18 protein-coding genes are annotated in these 19017 nt (G+C 68.6%); 6 read left to right on the forward strand and 12 right to left on the reverse strand.

What is annotated here, in order from left to right; all coding sequences use genetic code 11:
* Positions 1-99: 99 nt before the first annotated feature.
* A complete protein-coding gene (locus QF036_RS17920; protein ID WP_307104027.1) occupies positions 100-516 on the reverse strand; it encodes an MGMT family protein in 417 nt (138 codons plus the stop codon).
* A 144-nt stretch (positions 517-660) separates the two neighbouring features.
* On the opposite strand from QF036_RS17920, the gene QF036_RS17925 reads away from it, so the two are divergent.
* The 4 genes from QF036_RS17925 to QF036_RS17940 all read left to right on the forward strand — a co-directional run bounded on the left by QF036_RS17925 (position 661) and on the right by QF036_RS17940 (position 4125).
* Positions 661-1371: a 3'-5' exonuclease gene (locus QF036_RS17925; protein WP_307104029.1), complete on the forward strand. Its 711-nt coding sequence runs from the start codon at positions 661-663 to the stop codon at positions 1369-1371.
* A gap of 286 nt (positions 1372-1657) precedes the next feature.
* Positions 1658-2608 (forward strand): ABC transporter substrate-binding protein, encoded by a 951-nt coding sequence (locus tag QF036_RS17930; RefSeq protein ID WP_307104031.1) that lies wholly within the window; start codon positions 1658-1660, stop codon positions 2606-2608.
* Positions 2609-2626: 18 nt separating this feature from the next.
* Positions 2627-3391 (forward strand): amino acid ABC transporter permease, encoded by a 765-nt coding sequence (locus QF036_RS17935; RefSeq protein WP_003805061.1) that lies wholly within the window; start codon positions 2627-2629, stop codon positions 3389-3391.
* The gene (locus QF036_RS17940) at positions 3388-4125 is read left to right on the forward strand and encodes an amino acid ABC transporter ATP-binding protein (protein ID WP_307104033.1); all 738 of its coding nucleotides are present in this window, start codon (positions 3388-3390) and stop codon (positions 4123-4125) included. Before QF036_RS17935 ends, QF036_RS17940 begins: the two co-directional genes overlap by 4 nt.
* A 116-nt stretch (positions 4126-4241) precedes the next feature.
* Here the strand turns inward: QF036_RS17940 and hemL are convergent, their stop codons facing one another.
* From hemL to hemE, 10 genes are all read right to left on the reverse strand, one after another.
* Positions 4242-5573, reverse strand: coding sequence for a glutamate-1-semialdehyde 2,1-aminomutase (gene hemL, locus QF036_RS17945; RefSeq protein WP_307104035.1), 1332 nt, complete (start codon positions 5571-5573; stop codon positions 4242-4244).
* Between the two features lie 13 nt (positions 5574-5586).
* Positions 5587-6687, reverse strand: a complete 1101-nt coding sequence (locus QF036_RS17950; RefSeq protein WP_307104037.1) for an LLM class flavin-dependent oxidoreductase — start codon at positions 6685-6687, stop codon at positions 5587-5589.
* Positions 6687-7667 (reverse strand): porphobilinogen synthase, encoded by a 981-nt coding sequence (gene hemB / locus QF036_RS17955; RefSeq protein WP_307104039.1) that lies wholly within the window; start codon positions 7665-7667, stop codon positions 6687-6689. The genes QF036_RS17950 and hemB overlap by 1 nt, the downstream gene beginning before the upstream one ends.
* Before the next feature lie 42 nt (positions 7668-7709).
* On the reverse strand, positions 7710-8585 hold the full coding sequence (locus QF036_RS17960) for a uroporphyrinogen-III synthase (protein ID WP_307104041.1): 876 nt from the start codon (positions 8583-8585) through the stop codon (positions 7710-7712).
* Between the two features lie 17 nt (positions 8586-8602).
* Positions 8603-9601: a hydroxymethylbilane synthase gene (gene hemC, locus QF036_RS17965; protein WP_307104043.1), complete on the reverse strand. Its 999-nt coding sequence runs from the start codon at positions 9599-9601 to the stop codon at positions 8603-8605.
* Entirely contained in the window at positions 9598-10833 is a 1236-nt protein-coding gene (locus QF036_RS17970; RefSeq protein WP_307104044.1) for a ferrochelatase, read from the reverse strand. The genes hemC and QF036_RS17970 overlap by 4 nt, the downstream gene beginning before the upstream one ends.
* Positions 10830-11531, reverse strand: a complete 702-nt coding sequence (gene hemQ / locus QF036_RS17975; protein WP_307104046.1) for a hydrogen peroxide-dependent heme synthase — start codon at positions 11529-11531, stop codon at positions 10830-10832. The genes QF036_RS17970 and hemQ overlap by 4 nt, the downstream gene beginning before the upstream one ends.
* A gap of 74 nt (positions 11532-11605) precedes the next feature.
* A complete protein-coding gene (locus tag QF036_RS17980) occupies positions 11606-12748 on the reverse strand; it encodes a hypothetical protein (RefSeq protein ID WP_307104048.1) in 1143 nt (380 codons plus the stop codon).
* 117 nt (positions 12749-12865) lie between these two features.
* Positions 12866-14350 (reverse strand): protoporphyrinogen oxidase, encoded by a 1485-nt coding sequence (gene hemG / locus QF036_RS17985; protein ID WP_307104050.1) that lies wholly within the window; start codon positions 14348-14350, stop codon positions 12866-12868.
* A 6-nt stretch (positions 14351-14356) separates the two neighbouring features.
* Positions 14357-15451, reverse strand: coding sequence for a uroporphyrinogen decarboxylase (hemE, locus tag QF036_RS17990; protein WP_307104051.1), 1095 nt, complete (start codon positions 15449-15451; stop codon positions 14357-14359).
* Positions 15452-15609: 158 nt separating this feature from the next.
* On the opposite strand from hemE, the gene QF036_RS17995 reads away from it, so the two are divergent.
* Both QF036_RS17995 and QF036_RS18000 read left to right on the forward strand, forming a co-directional pair.
* The gene (locus tag QF036_RS17995) at positions 15610-16977 is read left to right on the forward strand and encodes a glutamyl-tRNA reductase (protein WP_307104053.1); all 1368 of its coding nucleotides are present in this window, start codon (positions 15610-15612) and stop codon (positions 16975-16977) included.
* A gap of 96 nt (positions 16978-17073) precedes the next feature.
* Positions 17074-17766, forward strand: a complete 693-nt coding sequence (locus tag QF036_RS18000; RefSeq protein ID WP_307104055.1) for a hypothetical protein — start codon at positions 17074-17076, stop codon at positions 17764-17766.
* Between the two features lie 51 nt (positions 17767-17817).
* Here QF036_RS18000 and moeB read toward each other — a convergent pair whose 3' ends face one another.
* Positions 17818-19017: a molybdopterin-synthase adenylyltransferase MoeB gene (gene moeB, locus QF036_RS18005; RefSeq protein WP_307104057.1), complete on the reverse strand. Its 1200-nt coding sequence runs from the start codon at positions 19015-19017 to the stop codon at positions 17818-17820.

The raw sequence follows: 19017 nt of genomic DNA on the forward strand, positions 1-19017 counted from the left end.
CGGTGGAGGGGAAGGGGGCGGCGGAGACTGAGCCTTCGTGGTCCCGTTCCGAAGTGAGTGCGGATGCGGGATCGGCGGAGGTCTGGTCGACTGTTGCGGTCACACGGACATTCCATCATCCGGCACTGACAATTTGCGCAGCGACGCTTCCAGCCGCTCGGCGATCCTGTCCAAGGCGTCAAAATCGGTGTCGGACGGCGCCCACCGCGCGGCGGTCAGATCCACCCGCCACCGTCCCTCGCCTGTCCTCGCAAACCCGCGATAGTCCCCGCGCAGGGGCGTGCCCTCCTGCAGGTAGTACTTGAGGGCCTCGGCCTCATGGCCATCGGGGGCCAGTCCGCTGGCCCGCAGCACCCGCCACCATGGGACGCCGCTGCCGTAATGGCTCAGCACGGACCCCACCTGCCGCGGTCCTCCGGTGCCAAGGAGCTCGGCGACGTCGCCATAAGCCACTGCCGAGCCGGCCGGGATGAAGTCAACCACCGCCAAAACCGCCTCCACATACTCCGCCCGCATGCCCTCAGACTATCGGCCGGCACGCACCATCAGCGGTCAGGACGGGCGCCGTGTGCGTCTTCCCACACCATGTCTTCCCACACCATGCCGGACACGCGCGGGGCAAGCACCATTACTGTCGGTGGCTCCGGGTAATTTGGAGCCATGAGCACTTGGAACACTCTCCCCCGGGCCGCCTTCGACCTCGAAACCACGGGCCGCAACTCCCGTGCCGCCCGGATCGTGACGGCTTCTGTCACCGTGGTGGACAGCTCCGGCAACGTGATCCGCGAACACGAGTGGCTGGCCGATCCGGGGGTTGAGATTCCTGCGGAGGCGAGCGATGTCCACGGGATCACCACTGAACACGCCCGCAGCCACGGCCGGCCTGCGGCGGAGGTCACCAAGGAAGTCGCCGCCGTGCTCCAGGGGCTCTTCGACGACGGCGTTCCTGTGATCGCATTCAACGCCAGCTACGACTTCACCGTCCTGGCCGCCGAGTCGGCCCGCTACGGCGTGCCGCAGCTGAGCCGGTTCCCCGTCCTGGACCCCTACATCATGAACAAGCAGGTGGACAGGTACCGCAAGGGCAAGAGGACGCTGACCGCCCTGTGCGAGGAGTACGGCGTGGAGCTCGAAAACGCCCACACATCGGCCGCGGACGCATTGGCAACGTTGCGCATGCTCGACGCCATGGCCGGAAAATTCCCCAAACTGAGCATGCCGGCCAGCCAGCTGCACCAGCTTCAGGTGGACTGGGCCGTCAGCCAGGCCGCCGACTTCCAGCAGTACCTCCGCAAGACCAAGCCCGCCGCCGTCATCGAGGGTGACTGGCCCGTGCTGCCTCCTGAGGACGCCAGCCGCGGCGGCTTCTGACCGGTGCGACGCAATTCACAAAAACGGGTTCCACTGCCAGCGCCCTAACTATGCCTTCCTGATTCTGTGACAGCAATCCATTTCATTGCTATTGGATAGCCTGCCAGCGAAAACCTGCATTATATTCGGCAAAACGGGCTGAAACTCATTCATTACGTCACCTAACGGCCGTGTTAACGGCAGGTGAGACAATTAAGTTTTGCGGGCGCGCCCTCTGCGGGACCGGATCTCGGCTACAGACGGCTTGACTGCCCGCCCTCGATTATCCCAATGAAAGTGATGCGCGATGAAAATCAAAGCCTTGAAGTGGCTGTCCACGGTTCCCGTGGCCGTAGTCATGGCCGTATCCCTGGCTGCCTGCGGTGGAGGCACCGCTGCTCCCAGTGGCACGTCGACCGACGCCCTCGCCGGCAGCGACCAGCAGGCGCTGGACAAGTACACCACCAAGGACGTCACCGCTCTGGACAAGATCGACAAGTCCAAGCTTGGCCTGATCACTCCCGGCACCCTCAAGGTCGGCACCCTTTCCGATGCGCCGCCCAACATCTTCATCGATAAGGACGGAAACTTCACGGGGTACGACAACGAACTCCTGAAGGCCATGGCGGCCAAGCTCGGCCTCAAGGTGGAGTTCGCGTCGACCAAGTTCCAGGGCCTCCTGGCACAGGTGAAGAACAAGCAGTTCGACGTCGGCTCCTCCTCCATCTCCACCACGGACGCCCGCCGCGAGACCGTGGCCTTCACCAACGGCTACGACTTCGGCTACATGGCCATCGTCACCAAGGATGACGCGAAGGTGAAGTCCTTCGACGATCTGAAGCAGGGCGTACGCATCGGCGTCGTCCAGGGCACCGTCCAGGACGACTTCGTCACGAACACGCTGAAGCTCGAGCCGGTCCGCTTCCCGGACTACAACACGGTCTACGCGAACGTGAAGAGCGGCCAGATCGACGCCTGGGTTGCCCCTTCGCAGCAGGCCGAGGGCCAGGTCAAGTCGGGCGACGGCACGAAGATCGCCGAGAAGAAGGTCAACACCCAGAACTTCACGGCGTACGCAGTGGCCAAGGACAACAAGCCCCTTGCTGACGCGCTCAACTCGGCGCTCGACGCCGTGATCGCCGACGGCACGTGGACCAAGCTCACCAGCAAGTGGTACACGGACCGCCCCACCATCAAGGAGCAGACTCCTGAGGGCTGGAAGCCGGGCAGCAAGGCCGTCCAGGTCCCCACGAAGTAACCAACTGACAGGCGCCACATGGATTATCTGAACAGGCTCGCCGAGACCTTCCTCGACTGGAAGGCCATCGCCGAGGTACTCCCGGCCATGTTCTCGGTCGGTCTGCCCAACACCCTCGTCCTCGCAATCGTCTCGGGCATCATCGGCTGCGTGGTCGGCATGGTGCTGGCCCTCATGGGCATCTCGCGCAATCCTGTGGCGCGGTGGGCCGCCCGGGTGTACACGGACGTGTTCCGTGGACTCCCGGCGGTTCTCACCATCCTCGTCATCGGTCTCGGCTTCGGACCCATCTTCCGCGAGCTGACGGGTATCGCCAGCCCTTACCCCATGGGCATCGCCGCGCTCTCACTCATGTCCAGCGCCTACATCGGGGAGATCTTCCGCTCCGGCATCCAAAGCGTCGACAAGGGCCAGCTCGAGGCCGCCCGCGCCCTGGGCTTCGGCTACGGTCCCTCGCTGCGCATGGTCGTCGTACCGCAGGGCATCCGGCGTGTGCTCCCGGCGCTGGTGAACCAGTTCATCGCGCTGATCAAGGAATCCTCGCTGGTCTTCACCCTGGGGCTCCTGGCCTCCGAACGGGAGCTGTTCCAGATCGGCCAGGACGCCGCCGCCCGCAGCGGCAACCTGTCCGGCTACGTCGCGGCCGCCGTGTTCTATCTCGCGATGACCGTTCCGCTGACCCACTTCGTCAACTGGATCGACGCACGCCTGCGCACCGGCAAACCGGAGAAGAAAGAACCTGACGAGGCTGCCGCCGTCGTCGGGAAGGGAGCCCACGCATGAGCCAGTTCACCTCAGGCTCTCTCGAAGCGAAAAACGTCCATCTCGCCTTCGGGCACAACAAGGTCCTCCGCGGCATCGACCTGAGCGTCCCGGCCGGCACCACTGCCTCGGTGATCGGTCCGTCCGGCTCCGGAAAGTCGACCCTGCTGCGCGTGATGAACCGCCTGATCGAACCGGATGCCGGGGACATCCTCCTGGACGGCAAGTCAGTCCTGAAGGACAACCCGGATGAGCTGCGGCGCCGGATCGGCATGGTTTTCCAGCAGTTCAACCTGTTCCCGCACAAGAGTGTCGGCGAGAACGTCGCGTTCGCCCTGCGCAAGCTGCGGAAACTGCCCAAGGAGCAGGCACGCGAGGAGGCCCTCGACCAGCTCGACCTTGTCGGGCTCAGGCACAAGGCCGATGTCCGTCCTGCCACCCTCTCGGGCGGTCAGCAGCAGCGGGTAGCCATCGCGCGCGCCCTTGCCATGAAGCCGGAGGTCATGTTCTTCGACGAGGCCACCTCGGCCCTCGACCCCGAGCTGGTCAAGGGGGTCCTGGCTCTCATGGCGGACCTCGCGAAGGGCGGCATGACCATGGTGGTGGTGACCCACGAAATGGGCTTCTCACGCAACGTCTCGGACACCGTGACCTTCATGGACGGCGGTGTGGTGGTGGAGTCGGGCCCGCCCGGACAGGTGTTTGAAAACCCGCAGACGGAGCGGCTGCAGGGCTTCCTTTCGGACGTCCTCTAGGCAGACGTCTGGGCAAGCCGGGACACTGAACAGCAAAAACTCTGGCACCCGCCGCGGCGGGTGCCAGAGTTTTTTATTGGAAGGAAAGCCCGACGGCGGGCGGCATCGACGGCGGTTTAGGCCTTGGCTGCGGCGGCCGCCTTCGCGGCGGCCGGCAGAGCCTCGAAGATCCGGTTCATGGCGGCGTCGTCGTGCGCCGCGGACAGGAACCAGGCCTCGAAGACGGACGGCGGCAGGTAGACGCCCGAATCCAGCATGGAGTGGAAGAAAGGCGCGTAGCGGAACGACTCCTGCTTCAGTGCGTCGCTGTAGTTGTGGACCCCCTGTCCGGACGTGCCGAAGGCCACCGAGAACAGGTTGCCGGCGCGCTGGATGGAGTGGTCCACGCCTGCCGCGTCCAGCTCCGAGGACAGGGCAGCGGAAAGCTCCAGCGAGCGTGCATCGATAAACGAGTACACCTCGGGAGTGGCGTGCGTCAGGGTGGCGACGCCGGCGGCCATGGCCACCGGGTTCCCGGACAGCGTGCCGGCCTGGTAGACGGGACCGAGCGGCGCGAGGTAATCCATGACGTCGGCACGTCCGCCGAGGGCCGCCGTCGGCATGCCCCCGCCGATCACCTTGCCGAACGTTAGAAGGTCAGGGGTCCACTTCTCCGTGGCGTCGGCGGCGCCGCCGGTGAGGCCCCAGTAGCCCGAGTAGCCGGTGCGGAAGCCGGTCAGGACCTCGTCGACGATCAGCAGGGCGCCGTGGGCTGCGGTGATCCGTGAGAGGCCGGCATTGAAACCCTCGCCGGGCGTGACCACGCCCATGTTGGCGGGTGCCGCCTCGGTGATGACGGCGGCGATGTTGGGCCCGTGCTCGGCGAAGGCTGCCTCAACGGCGCCGAGGTCGTTGTAGGGAAGCACGAGGGTCTCGGCGGCGGTAGCGGCCGTGACGCCGGCGGAGCCGGGGAGGGCCAGGGTGGCCACGCCGGAGCCGGCGGACGCGAGCAGCCCGTCGAGGTGCCCGTGGTAGCAGCCGGCAAACTTGATGACCAGGTTGCGGCCGGTGAAGCCCCTGGCGAGCCGGATCGCCGTCATGGTTGCTTCCGTGCCGGTGGACACCATGCGCAGCCGTTCGACGGCGGAAACGCGTTCCTTGACGATGGCCGCGAGGTTGGCCTCATCGGGGGTCGAGGCACCGAAGGAGAGGCCGCGGTCCACGGCGGCGTGCACGGCGTCGAGGACGGCCGGGTGGGCGTGCCCCAGCAGGGCCGGGCCCCAGGAGCAGACCAGGTCCACGTAGTCCTTGCCGTCGGCGTCGGTCAGGTACGGGCCCTTGGCCGCGACCATGAAGCGTGGCGTGCCGCCGACGGAACCGAAGGCGCGGACCGGGGAGTTCACGCCGCCGGGCATCAGCTGGCGGGCGCGGTCGAAAAGTTCCTCGTTGCGAGGGGTACTGGAAGTCATGGTTCCCATTCTTTCAGTCTGCGGGAGTGTCACCGGACAGGAGCTCGGCCACCCGGGGTGCCACCACGGTGCCGAAGAGTTCGATGCTGCGCATCATGGATTCGTGCGGCAGCGTGCCGTTGCCGTATTTCAGGTCGAAGCGGTCGACGCCAAGGTTCCGCTTGAGCAGTGCAATCTTCTGCGCCACCGTCTCGGGCGAGCCGACGTACAGGGCGCCCTCGGGACCGCACATGGCGTCGAATTCCCGACGGTTTCCCGGGCCCCAGCCCCGCTCGGCCCCGATCCTGTTCCGCTGGGCCAGCCAGTGCGGAAACAGCTCCTCGCGGGCAGACTCGTCGGTTTCAGCTATGTGGCCGGGCGAGTGGGTGGCGATTTGCTGCATCGGATGGCCGTACCTGGCCATCGCTTCGCGGTAAAGGTCAACCAGCGGGGCGAACGCTCGGGGCTGGCCGCCGATGATGGCAAAGATGATCGGGTAGCCGTATTCCGCGCACCGCAGGACGGACTCCGGGGTGCCGCCCACGCCGATCCAGGCAGGCAGCAGGTGGTGCTCCAGCGGCGGGTAGACGCTCAGCCCGGCCAGCGCTGGCCGGGTGCGCCCCTCCCAGTGGACCGGCTTTTGCGCCCGCACCCTGTCGAAGAGTTCGAGCTTCTCCTCGAACAGCACCTCGTAGTCCGCAAGGTCCAGGCCGAACAGCGGAAAGGACTCGATGAACGAGCCGCGGCCCAGCATCACCTCGGCGCGGCCGCCGGAGAGGGCGTCCACCGTGGAGAAGCGCTGGAACACGCGGATGGGGTCATCGGAACTGAGGACGGTCACGGCCGAACCGAGCCGGATCCTGGTGGTCCTGGCCGCGGCGGCTGCCAGGAACACCTCGGGGGCGGAGACCGCAAAGTCGCGGCGGTGGTGCTCCCCCACACCGAAGGCGTGGAGGCCGACGGCGTCAGCCAGGACCGCCTGGTCCAGCAGCTCCCGCAGTACCACGGCATGCGGCTTCGGCTCGCCCTCGCCGTCCAGCCCGACGTCGCCGAAGGTGTTCAGGCCCAGCAGGATCTGCCCGGGACCCACCGGGGCGGTCGGTGCTGTGGTCTGGCCCGGGGCCGGCCCCGGCATCAGGATTCCTTGAGCCAGCCGGCGATTTCGCTGGCCCAGTACGTGAGGACCATGTTGGCCCCGGCGCGGCGGATGCCTAGCACCGATTCGGTGATGGCCGCCCGCCGGTCGATCCAGCCGTTGGCAGCGGCGGCTTCGATCATGGCGTACTCGCCCGAGATCTGGTAGGCGGCGACCGGTACGGGGCTCATTTCGGCGACGTCGGCCAGGATGTCGAGGTAGCTCATGGCCGGCTTGACCATCACCATGTCTGCACCCTCGGCGAGATCGAGTTCCACCTCCTGGATGGCCTCGCGGCGGTTGGCGGCGTCCATCTGGTAGGTCCTGCGGTCGCCCTTCAGCTGTGAGTCCACCGCTTCCCGGAAGGGGCCGTAAAACGCCGACGCGTACTTTGCGGCGTAGGCCACCACGGCGGTGTTCACGTGGCCGGCATCCTCGAGGGCCTGCCGGATCACGCCGATCTGTCCGTCCATCATTCCGGACGGGCCCAGCGCATGGGCGCCGGCGTCGGCCTGCGCCACCGCCATCTTCGCGTAGATCTCCAGTGTGGCGTCGTTGTCCACGTAGCCGTCGCTGTCGAGGACACCGCAGTGGCCGTGGTCGGTGAATTCGTCCAGGCAGACGTCGCTCATCACCACGAGGCTGTCCCCCACCTCTGCGCGCACGTCGCGGATGGCCTTGTTGAGCACGCCGTCCGGGTCCAGGGACGCCGTTCCCTCGGCGTCCCTGGTCTCGGGAATGCCGAACAGCATGATGCCGCCGACGCCCAGTTCCACGGCTTCGGCCGCCGCCCGTTTGAGGGTGTCGGTGGTGTGCTGCACGACGCCCGGCATGGAGGCGATCGGGTTGGGCTCTGAGAGCCCCTCGCGGATGAACGCGGGAAGGATCAGGTCTGCCGGGGCAAGCCGGTGCTCAGCCGTGAGCCTGCGCATGGCGGGGGTGGTGCGGAGCCGCCGGGGGCGGTGGTGCGGAAAGCTCATGTCCTGTCCTTCACTGTGGGCCTGCTGTCGATGAGTGGATGTTTAAGGGGCAAGCGCCCGGATGACGGCCGCCACGAGTCCTTCGGGGGTGGCCTCCCGGGCCCTGGCCGCTACGGTGAGCCCCTGCGCTTCCGCCTCGGCCGCTGTCGCCGGGCCTATGGCTACGAGGCGGCAGGAGCCAAGGGGCGCCAGGGTGGCGCCGATGCGCCGCGCGGCGCTGGGTGAGGCGGCGACGACGGCGGCCAGGGCGCCGTCGTCGACCTCGGCTTTCGCTTCGGCGGGCGTCAGGAGCGGCAGCGCGGCGGCCGTGACTTCGCCATCGGGTCCTTCGCCGCCGCTCCGGCCGAGGCGCCGCGCCGGCTCGGCCGGGAAGTCCACCGTGGAATAGGCCACTACAGTCCGGACCCGCGCACCCTTCGCCTCAAGCCCCCGGGCCAGTGCAGGGGCGGCAATATCGGCCTGCGGCAGCAGCACGTCGGCGGGACCGCCGGGCCATCCGTTGACGATCCCGGCGGCCGAGTGTTCTTGCTCCGGCTCGAAGTGCACGGCAATCCCCGCGGCCTCTAGCGCCCTCCGGCTGGCAGGGCCAACGGCGGCAACCCGGGTTCCGGCCGGAAGCCAGTCACCCAGTTTCACGGCGCGCTCTGCTGCCTTTTCCTGCAGCGCGAGGACGGTGGTGGCACTGCTGACCACGAGCCATTCAAAGCGGCCCGCGCCCAGCGCCGCAAAGGCGTCGTCGAACGCTGCCTGGTCCGGCGCGCGTTCGGTAGCCGTCAGCGGCAGCAGGAGGGGAACGGCGCCGGCCAGCCGCAGTGCCTCGGCCAGGGGCCCGGACCGCTCGGGGCTGCGCGTCACGAGGACGCGGCACCCCTCCAGCGGGCGCCCGCCGGTCCGGTTCTCGCCGTTCGTCGTTCCCATACGGTGGCCGGCTGCGGTCAGGACGCCGTCAGGTCCGCGATGTCCGCAGCCCCCGCGGCCAGCAGAACCTCGGCCAGTTCGATTCCGAGCAGGGTGGCACCGACTTCGGTGAGCCCGTCCGTGGCACGCTTGTCCCGCACCGAGGCAGTGCCGTCCACGGCGCAGACCACAGCTTCCAGGTGGAGCATGCTGCCCTTGCGGTACGCGTAGGCGCCCACGGGGGCGGCGCAGCCTGCCTCGAGCCGGGCGAGCAGTGCACGTTCTGCCGTGACCGCTAGCCTGGTGTCGGCGTCGTCGAGGGCTGCCAGCGCCTGCGCGAGCACGCCCTGCGACCCCTCGGCGGACCCGGCCCGGCGGGGCGCCTCAGCGGTGCGGCATTCGATGGCCAATGATCCCTGGCCGGCTGCCGGGAGCATGACGTCCGTCTCGAGATATTCCGTGACGGTATCCAGGCGGCCGATCCGTTCCAGTCCGGCGGCGGCGAGGACGACGGCGTCAAGGTCGCACGACTTCCCGTCAACCACCGCGTCGGTGGCGTTGCCCGGCAGGCCGGGCACGCGGCCCAACCGCGTGTCGACGTTGCCGCGGATGTCCACGATGTCCAGGTCGGGGCGGACGGCGCGCAGCTGCGCGGCCCGGCGGGGAGAGCCGGTGCCGACGCGGGCGCCCTTGGGCAGGTCGGCCAGCTTGAGGCCGTCGCGGGCGCAGAGGACGTCACGGACGTCCACCCGGGGCGGTGTTGCGGCCAGCGTCAGGCCCGGGGCGGAACCGGTGGGCAGGTCCTTCAGGGAGTGGACGGCCACGTCGCACTCGTTCCGCAGCAGCGCGTCGCGCAGCGCGGCAACGAAGACGCCGGTGCCGCCCATCTGGGACAGCGAGCCGGTGAGGACGTCGCCGTCGGTCCTGACATGGACGAGTTCGACGTCGAAACCTCCGACGGCGGCCAGCCGGTCGGCGGTCTGCTGCGTCTGGGTCAGGGCGAGCTTGCTCGCCCTGGTGCCGATCCGTACTGTCACTTCGCGTCCTGCCCGGCTGCCGGGTAGGGGTCGTGCCCCTGGCCCACGGTGGTGTCTGCTCCGGCAATGGCGGGCTTGTCGCCGCGGAAGTTTTCACAGCAGCCGGGACGGCATACGTCGTACCAGGGGCCGAGGCCGGTCACGGCCTGGCGGTCCGCGATGTTGTTGGCTACCGTCCGCTCGCAGATCAGTTCCACGAGCCCTTCCACAAAGCGGCGGTGCGTCCCCGGCGTGGGCACGCGCGTGGCGGCGAGGCCCAGGTCCTGGCAGGTCTGCAGCGCTTCGGTGTCGAGGTCCCAGACCACCTCCATGTGGTCGCTGACGAAGCCCAGGGGCACGATCACGACACCCGCGACGCCCTGCTTGGCGAGGTCCTCGATCGCATCGTTGATGTCCGGCTCGAGCCACGGGACATGCGGAGCGCCGGATCGCGACTGGTAGACGAGGGACCAGGGCGCGGTCAGGCCGGAGTCGGCTTCGACGCGGCGCATGATCTCGGCACCGTTGGCGAGGTGCTGGGCCACGTAGGCGGAATCCTCAGCAAACTCACGGGGCTCGTCCTCGGAGCGGCCGGCGGCCACGGCATCCCGGGTGGGGATGGAGTGGGTGGCGAACAGAACGTGGATGGGGGCGTCGGGCTTTCCGGCGGCGGCCAGCTGCGCGCGCACGTCGGCGACCCCCTGGGCGGTGCCCGCAATGAAGGGTTCCACGAAGCCGGGGTGGTCGAAGTACTGGCGGACCTTGTCCACTTCCAGCCGGCCGTCGAGCCCGGTTTCGGTCAGTGCCATGCCGATGTCCTCGCGGTACTGGCGGCAGCTGGAGTAGCAGGAGTATGCGCTCGTGGTGAGCATGAGCAGGCGGCGGTGGCCGGCGTCGTACGCGTCCTGGAGGGTCTGCGGGATGTAGGGGTCCCAGTTGCGGTTGCCCCACAGCACGGGCAGGTCGATGCCCCGCGCCGCCAGCTCGGCTTCGAGGGCGGCCTTCAGCTCGCGGTTCTGCTGGTTGATGGGGCTGATGCCGCCGTTGGCGCGGTAGTGGTGTGACACCTCTTCGAGGCGCTCATCGGGGATCCCCCGGCCGCGGGTGACGTTGCGGAGGAACGGGATCACGTCGTCCTGGCCTTCGGGGCCGCCGAAGGAGGCGAGGAGGATGCCGTCGTATTCCTTGGGGGCCAACCTGCCGGTTTCGGTGACGGGATTCACGGCACCGTCCTGGGGATCCAGCGGGCTCACGCGAGGACCTCGGCAATCTCACGGGAGGAGATGCGCCGGCCGGTGTAGAACGGGATCTCCTCGCGGACGTGGTTGCGCGCTTCGGTGGAACGCAGGTGGCGCATCAGGTCAACGAGGTCCACGAGCTCGGGCGCCTCCAGGCCGAGGATCCATTCCCAGTCACCGAGGGCAAACGAGGAAACCGTGTTGGAAATGACCTGCGGGAAGTCGCGGCCCAGCAGGCCGTGGTCGCGGAGCATCTTGCCGCGCTCGTCGTCCGGGAGCAGGTACCACTCGTAGGAGCGGACGAACGGGTACACGCACAGCCATTCGGCCGGTTCCACACCGCGGGAAAACGCCGGCGTGTGGTTCTTGGCGAACTCCGCTTCGCGGTGCACGCCCATGGCGGACCACACGAGCTCGGTCCCGGCGAACAGCTTGCTGCGGCGGATGTCGCGGATGGCCTGCTGCAGCGCCTCAGGCCGGGGACCGTGGAGCCAGACCATGACGTCGGCGTCGGCGCGCATGGCGGAAACGTCGTAGCTTCCGCGGTGGGTCACGCCAGCCTCGGCCAGGCGCGCCACCAGGGCGTCGAAATCCTCCGCGGCATCGGCGCTGCGGAGGAGCTCGGCGGAGCGCTTGAAAACGGTCCAGAGGGTGAAGAACTGCTCGGCTGATTCTTCGGTTTTGGTGACAGATTCGGCAGGAGTGTGGCTCATGGTTACTATCCTGCCCCTTCGATGCGGCCTAAGTCGAAAAACTCAACTTCTACGTCGTGTAGAAGTGGTTAATTTCACAGCGACCGCCGGATCCGGACTGCCGCCACACCCGCCGCTCCGGCAAGCGCCAGCAGCCCTGCTCCCCACCACACCTGCGGCTCAATGGTTCCGCTCCGCGAAATGCCCATGACAGCACTCTCGGCCGGTCCGCGCGTGTAGGGCGAACTCATCGTGGCCATGTTGTTCGGTCCTGCGAGCTGCGCCGAACCCCAGACTCCGCCGGCGACGCCCGCGGCCGAGCGTCCCCGCAGGCCCGATCCGCCGGACAGACCGGTGATGTCCTGGAACGGGCTGGCGTCTGCAGACGGCTTCTCGGTGGTCGCTGGAGAGCCGCTGGCCGCGGCACCCTGGGAACCGTCGGCGGGCGCGGCGGATCCCGCGGTTCCGGGCGCTGAGCCGGGAGTCTGGCCGGCAGGCGTGCCGCCGGTGCCGGTGGAGGGTCCCGACCAGCCTCCGGTTCCTGCTGCCGTTCCTGAGGGCGATGCCGTTCCCGCCGAGGATGGGGATGTCGACGAGGGCGGCGCGGCCGGTTCCGACCGGGTCGGGGCAGGCGCCGAACTTCCAGACGAGCTTGGCGATGGAGCGGGAGATGACGGCGCCGGAGCAGTCGGTACGGGAACAGTCGGGACAGGCGAAGTCGGAACCGGAATGGACGGGACCGTGACAGAAGGCGAGGGTACCGGCACGGCCGGCGTCGGGCTGGCGGAGATGGTCATGGACGGGTCCGGCGTCGGAATCACGGGCGCAAGCGACGGCGGCAGCGACTCCGATGGCGAGGGATCGGCGGGTTCGGCCGCGCCGCGGTCGTCCCACTTCCCTTCGCGCGACTTGCTGTCACCCGATTTGCCGCTGTTGGACCTGCCGCTGTTGGACTTGCCGTTGTTCGGGGTGCCTTCGCTCTTGCCGTGGTTGGACAGCGCGGCCGCAGCCCAGGCCTCAAGGCCCGCCGCGTCGACGGTGGCGCCGAGCCCCGTGCCGGCCTGTTCCGAATCGCCCAGCAGGTCGGATGTGGGCAGCTCGGACGCAGCAGCGTTGGATGCAGGAACACCTGCGGACAAGACCAGTACCGCTCCGAACGCAGCTGCTGCGGTGCCGCGCCGAAGACCCCCATGGAAACCAGTCAGCGAACGAAAACCATCGGACTTCTGATTGACCATAGTCATCGACCCTAAACACATTTTCGCGCAGGGGAAAACTTGCGGAAGGCCATCTCGGAAGGTATCGCGGGCGGCAGGAAACCTGCCTCCTGCGGGTTCCGGGCGAGCGGAGCTGCCCTACGCCAGGAAGGCCGCGACCTGTGTTTTCGTGTCGGCCACCACAGCCGCCAGCCCGTTGCCGGCCAGCCAGCCACCAACCATCAGCAGCCCGTCGATGCCGGCGCAGACCTGCCGCACTTCGGCGACCCGCTGGCGGTGCCCCACAGCGGCAAACGGCAGGGCTCCCGCCCAGCTGACGACGTCCCAGTCCACCAGCGTGTCCCGTGTGACGGGCACGGTCAGCAGCGCTGACGCATCCTGCAAAGCCATGTCAAGCAGTTCCTCATCCGACGCCGACTCCGGCCCCCGCGCGGCGTCCGGCGAAACGGCTGACGCACCCTCGCTGCGTCCGTAGGAGAGCCGCAGCACGTGCCTGCCGCGTCCGGCCGCTTCCGCCACCCAATCCCATTTGCCGGTGGCGTGGGTGAGGGCCTTCGCCTGGATTCCGTCGGTTTGCGGTGCCACCAGAATGCCGGTGCCGCGCGGACGCCGATCCAGCGCGGGGACATCAACAACCAGTGTCACAAGCTTGACCACAGGCCCGGGTCCAGGCTGATGCCCGGTCAACGCCGGGACCGCATCCCCGAGGAGCCGAACTGCGGACGGCCCGTCCAGGGCGACCACCAGAACGTCGGCCGTGTGGCTGTCCTCCCCCGCCGCCACCACCCAGCCATGCGGGGTCCGTGCAACGGCGGTCGCCGCGGTCCCCGGCAGCAACTGCACGCCGCGAGCCCGGAGGTCCGCCACGAGCTCCGTGATGAGGGTATGCATGCCGCCCCTCAGGCCGGCGACGGCGGAACCTGCCTTGGCCGGCCTACCTTGCGCTGACGGGCCCTGCGTTGCCGTGGCCCGGGTTCCGGTCCCCTTGCGCTGGGCGGCCACAGCCGCCGCCAGCGAGCCGTGCCGGGTAATGCCCGCGCGCAACCCCGGGGCCACCATGTCGACGTCGAGCAGGCCCGGGTCAGCCGAATGCACGCCGCCCACCACCGGTTCCACGAGCCGTTCCAGGACGCGGCGCCCCATCCGGGCCCGCACCAGCGCGGAGACGCTGGAAACTTCGGCGGTGGTTCCCACGGAGGCAGGCAGCAGCTTGTCCAGCGAGGCGCGCAGGGACCCGCCCAGGCCCAGCGAGCGGCGGACCTCCGGGTCCCACGGATTGGCCGGGATGCCCAGCACGCCTGTCTTGGGAAGTTCGCGGGGTCCGCCCGGCAGCTGCACCCAGGCGCCGCCGGGCCGCGGCGCAACGATGTGTCCGCCCAGCCCGAGTTCAGCAGCCAGGTCTGCCACCGCGGTGGAACGGGTGGCGAAGGACTCGGCCCCGCTGTCCAGGGTCAGCCCGGCCACGTCATGGCGGCCCACACAGCCGCCCCACGCGTCCGCAGCCTCCAGCACCGTGGTGCTGAGGCCTGCCCGTGCCAGTTCGCGGGCGGCCAGGAGCCCGGAGATGCCACCGCCGACCACCAGCGCCGTGCGTCCGGCAGCCGGAGGCCTGCCCGCAGCCACGGCCCTTTACTCCGGAGAGACGGAGTGGATGAGCTCGACCACGCGCGTCAGGACGTCCGGGTCCGTTTCCGGCGGCACGCCGTGGCCAAGGTTCAGCACATGGCCGGGGGCCGCAGCCCCCAATGCGATGACCTCGCGGACGTGCGCCTCCAGGACCTCCCACGGAGCGGACAGCAGTGCCGGGTCGATGTTGCCCTGCAGCGGGACGGTGCCGCCCAGCCTGCGGTTGGCCTCGTCCAGGGGCAGCCGGTAGTCCACGCCGACGACGTCAACACCGACGTCGCGCATGGCCACCAGAAGCTCGGAGGTGCCGGTGCCGAAGTGGACCAGCGGCGCGCCAAGATCGCGGACGTGGTCCAGGGCACGGGACGAGGCGGCGGCGACGAAGCGGGTGTAGTCGGCCAGGCCCAGGGAACCCGCCCACGAGTCAAACAGCTGGCCGGCGGAGGCGCCCGCCTCCAGCTGGGCGCGCAGGAACAGGCCGGAGGCATCCGCGGCCCAGTTGGCCAGCGCTGTCCATGTCTCGGGGTCGGCGTGCATCATGGTGCGCGGTCCAAGGTGGTCGCGGGAGGGCCGGCCCTCCACCATGTACGCGGCCAGTGTGAAGGGTGCGCCGGCGAAGCCGATGAGCGGGGTCTTGCCGAGCTGCTCCACCGTCAGCCGGACGGCTTCCTGGATGGGTTCCAGCGACTCCTCGGTGAGGCGCGGCAGGGCCGCGACGTCGGCGGCTGTCCGCACGGGCTTGTCCAGCACCGGACCCACACCGGGCACAATGTCCACGCCGACGCCGGCAAGCTTAAGCGGAATAACAATGTCGGAGAAGAAGATGCCCGCATCCACGTCATGCCGGCGCACCGGCTGCAGGGTGATTTCCGAGGCAAGTTCGGGCCGGAGGCAGGAGTCCAGCATGGCGACGCCCTCGCGGACCTTCAGGTACTCAGGCAGGGAACGCCCCGCCTGGCGCATGAACCACACCGGGCGGCGGCTTGGCTTGCCGCCGCGGTACGCCGTGATGAGCGGAGAGTCTGCAGTGCGTCCGTCGCGAAGCGGATGGCCTGCGTCGAGTCCGGTACCGGCGGGTGTTACAGCGCTAGAAGTCATGCCTTTGATTGTGCCCAAAATCGGACCCAAAAGATAACGACAGCTTGTCATCCCGCGGCAGCCCAATCCGCGGGTGGCCGGAATCACAGGCCTGGAATCTCCGGTTCCGGGCGAAGGGTTGTTCTACGCCGCCGCGAAAAAGCTATGATTGTCCTGCTGTGGTTCTTTTCTCATTGGTGGCTACACACGCCGACATCGACCTCGAAACCGTTGCTCAGCTAAGCAACGGTTCTTCTGGCATTGCCACGTCCGCCCTCGCCGGATCGCCGGCGGTCAAGGGCGCGGTTGTCCTTGCCACCTGCAACCGCTACGAAATCTACGGCGAGGCGCCGCACGCCGACGACGTGGAGGCCGCACGCGCCGCCCTGGTGGGCCAGATCAGCGAAACCAGCGGACTCAGCGAGCAACTCGTGTCCCGGTCGTTCAGCACGCACACCGGCCCCGGTGTCAGCCAGCACCTCTTCGCCGTGAGCTCCGGACTCGATTCCGCAGTGGTTGGCGAGCGCGAAATCGCTGGGCAGGTGCGCCGGGCCCTGATCACCGCCCAGCAGGAGGGCACGGCCAGCGCCGGACTGGTCCGCCTGTTCCAGGCCGCTTCCAAGACCGCCAAGGACGTCGGCGCGCAGACAGCACTCGGTTCCCGCGGCCTGTCCATCGTCTCGGTGGCACTCGACCTTGCCATCGACCTGTCTGAAGAGACCGACTGGTCGAAGAAGAAGGTCGTGGTGTTCGGCACCGGCGCCTACGCCGGCGCCACCATGGCCCTCCTCCGCGAACGCGGCTGCCGCGACATCTCGGTGTTCTCGTCGTCAGGACGCGCCGCCACCTTCGTGGCCACCCGCGGCGGGACCGCCCTCGACGGCGACACCCTGCACGCCGCCGTCGCCGCCGCCGACGTCATGATCGGCTGCAGCGGTTCGGACACGAGGGTGGAAGCCGCCGAGCTCGCCCAGGTCCGCGCCGGGTCCGCCCAGCCGCTGATCGCCATCGACCTGGCGCTCACCCACGATTTTGATCCCGCCGTGGGAGAGCTCGACGGCGTGGAGCTGCTGACGCTGGAGTCCGTACGGCTAGCGGCACCCCAGGAGCAGGCGGAATCGCTCGCCCAGGCCAGCGCCATGGTTACCGGCGCTGCCCAGGCGTTTGAGCAGGAGCGCGAAGCGCGGTCCGTGGACTCGGCCATCGTTGCCCTCCGCCGCCACACCATGAACGTGCTCGACGCGGAAATGGAAAAGGTGCGGGCCCGCCACGGCTGTACCGCCGCTGCCGAAGAGGTGGAATTTGCGCTTCGCCGGATGGTGAAGCAACTGCTCCATGTCCCCACCGTGCGCGCCCGCGAGCTGGCGTCCAACGGCCAGCAGGACGACTACGTCGCAGCCCTGGAAACCCTGTACGGCATCACCGTGGAGCAGCCGGCCGCGGCCTCCAAGCCCGAGTGCCCCGTGGACCACAGTACTCTCGCGGCCAGCCCCCTCCAGGGCGCCGTCAACCTGCAGGAAAATGAGGCACGCAGGAACTCCGCCTAGCCCGCGTATGTTCTGACAAATACGGCCCCACAAGCTTTCCATAGGCTCCCCGCGCAGCATTGATGTTGCCCGTGAAAACAATATTGGGGAGCCACCATGAATTTTTCTTCACCGGCGCCTGCCGTCCCGCCTCTGAGCCGCCGGCAGTTCGGGCTCATCCTGGGAGGCGGGGCCCTGCTGCTCGTTGGCGGCGGGACGTACGGGATGGTGTCCCGCAGCAGACCTGGCGGCGGGGCAGGGCTCTCCACGGCCTTCGGGACCCTCTCGCTCGTCGACGCCGGGCGCCTGGCCAGGCTTGATGCACAAGGGCAGCCTGCTGCCAGGCCGCTCGCCTCGGCCATATCGCAGGTCACGGACGGAACGCGCAGGGCCGATGCGGCGGGCCAGCCTGGTATCCAGATCCAGCGCGTTTCCAGCGGCCGGGGCACAGCGGTGGACGACCACCACGGCGACCCCCTTCTGGACTCCGACTGGCCGCAGCCCGGAAACTTCACGTGGGGCGACGTAGTGGTGCTCGAAGTGGCGCTTACTAATGTCCGTCCCGAGCCGGTCCTGTTCAGCCCCGGCCAGTTGCGCCTCAAGCTGCTGCCGTCCGGCATCACCGTGGCGCCGCAGGACGCTGACCGCGGGCCGGGCACGATTGCCACCGGCGCCACTGAGCGGGTCTGGATCAGCTACCTGGCCCCGCACGATTCCGTTGCCATGGAGATCGAGTACACGGGTCTGGAAGACGACGCCGCCCAGGTTCTCGCCCTGCCGCTGCTCACGGTTGCCCAGTCGCGGTCATGAGCCCCCGCGATGAGACCGGCGTTCCCAGCACCGGGCCGAGCCACTGCCGGATCAGTAAACGGGTTTCTGGGGCTCCACGTCCCTGACCCAGGCGAGGATGCCGCCGTCGAGATGGCTGACGCGCTGGTAACCGGCCTTCCGGGCGGCAGCCAGCACCGCTGCCGACCGCGTCCCGGCCTTGCAGTGGAACACGATGTCCTTGTCCTGCGGCAGCTCGCCCCAGGCCTCGCCGGAAAGGATGCGCCCCTGCGGGATCAGCACGGAACCGTCGATCCGGACAATGTCGTACTCCCCCGCCTCGCGCACGTCCACGAGGTCGAAGTCCTTCAGCCCGGCCTGCCGCGAAGCCAGCATCGTGGCCAGCTGCGTTGCCGTCACACTGTGCTCGGTGTCGGTCGTTTCCGCCGGGGCGATGCCGCAGAAAGCCTCGTAGTCGGTGAGCTCCGTGATCCGCGGGGCGTCCGGGTCCTTGGACACCCTGATCTCGCGCCAGCTGCCGCCCAGCGCGTCGTACAGCGCCACCCGGCCCAGCAGGGAACGCCCGACGCCGGTGATCAGCTTGACGGCCTCCGTCACCATGAGCGATCCGACCGCCGCGCACAGCATGCCGAACACGCCGCCTTCCCCGCACGACGGCACGGAACCGGCCGGCGGGGCCTCCGGGTAGAGGTCACGGTACGTGGGGCCATGCTGCTCCCAGAACACGCTGACCTGCCCGTCGAAGCGGAAGATCGATCCCCACACATACGGCTTGCCGAGGATGGCGGCGGCGTCATTGACCAGATAGCGCGTGGCGAAGTTGTCCGCGCCGTCCAGGATGAGGTCGTAGCCCGAGAACAGCTCCAGGGCGTTGGAGGCATCGAGCCTGACGTTGTGCAGGCGCACGTCCACCAGCGGGTTCAGTTCCGCGATGGCGTCCCGGGCAGACTCAATCTTGGGACGGCCAACGTCGCTGACTCCGTGAATGATCTGCCGCTGCAGGTTGCTCAGGTCCACGGCGTCGTCGTCGACGATCCCGAGGGTGCCCACTCCGGCCGCGGCGAGGTAGAGCAGCGCCGGCGCACCCAGTCCACCCGCGCCGATGACCAGCACGCGCGCGTTCTTCAGCCGCCTTTGGCCGAGGGCGCCAATTTCGGGAATGATGAGATGCCGGGAATACCGCTCCACCTCTTCGGTGGAAAGCCCGGGCGCGGGATCGACGAGGGGGCCCGGGAGCGTGCGGACTGTATTTGCGGTGGACGGAGAAGCCAT

This window comes from Arthrobacter globiformis, assembly GCF_030817195.1.
Lineage (GTDB): Bacteria > Actinomycetota > Actinomycetes > Actinomycetales > Micrococcaceae > Arthrobacter > Arthrobacter globiformis_D.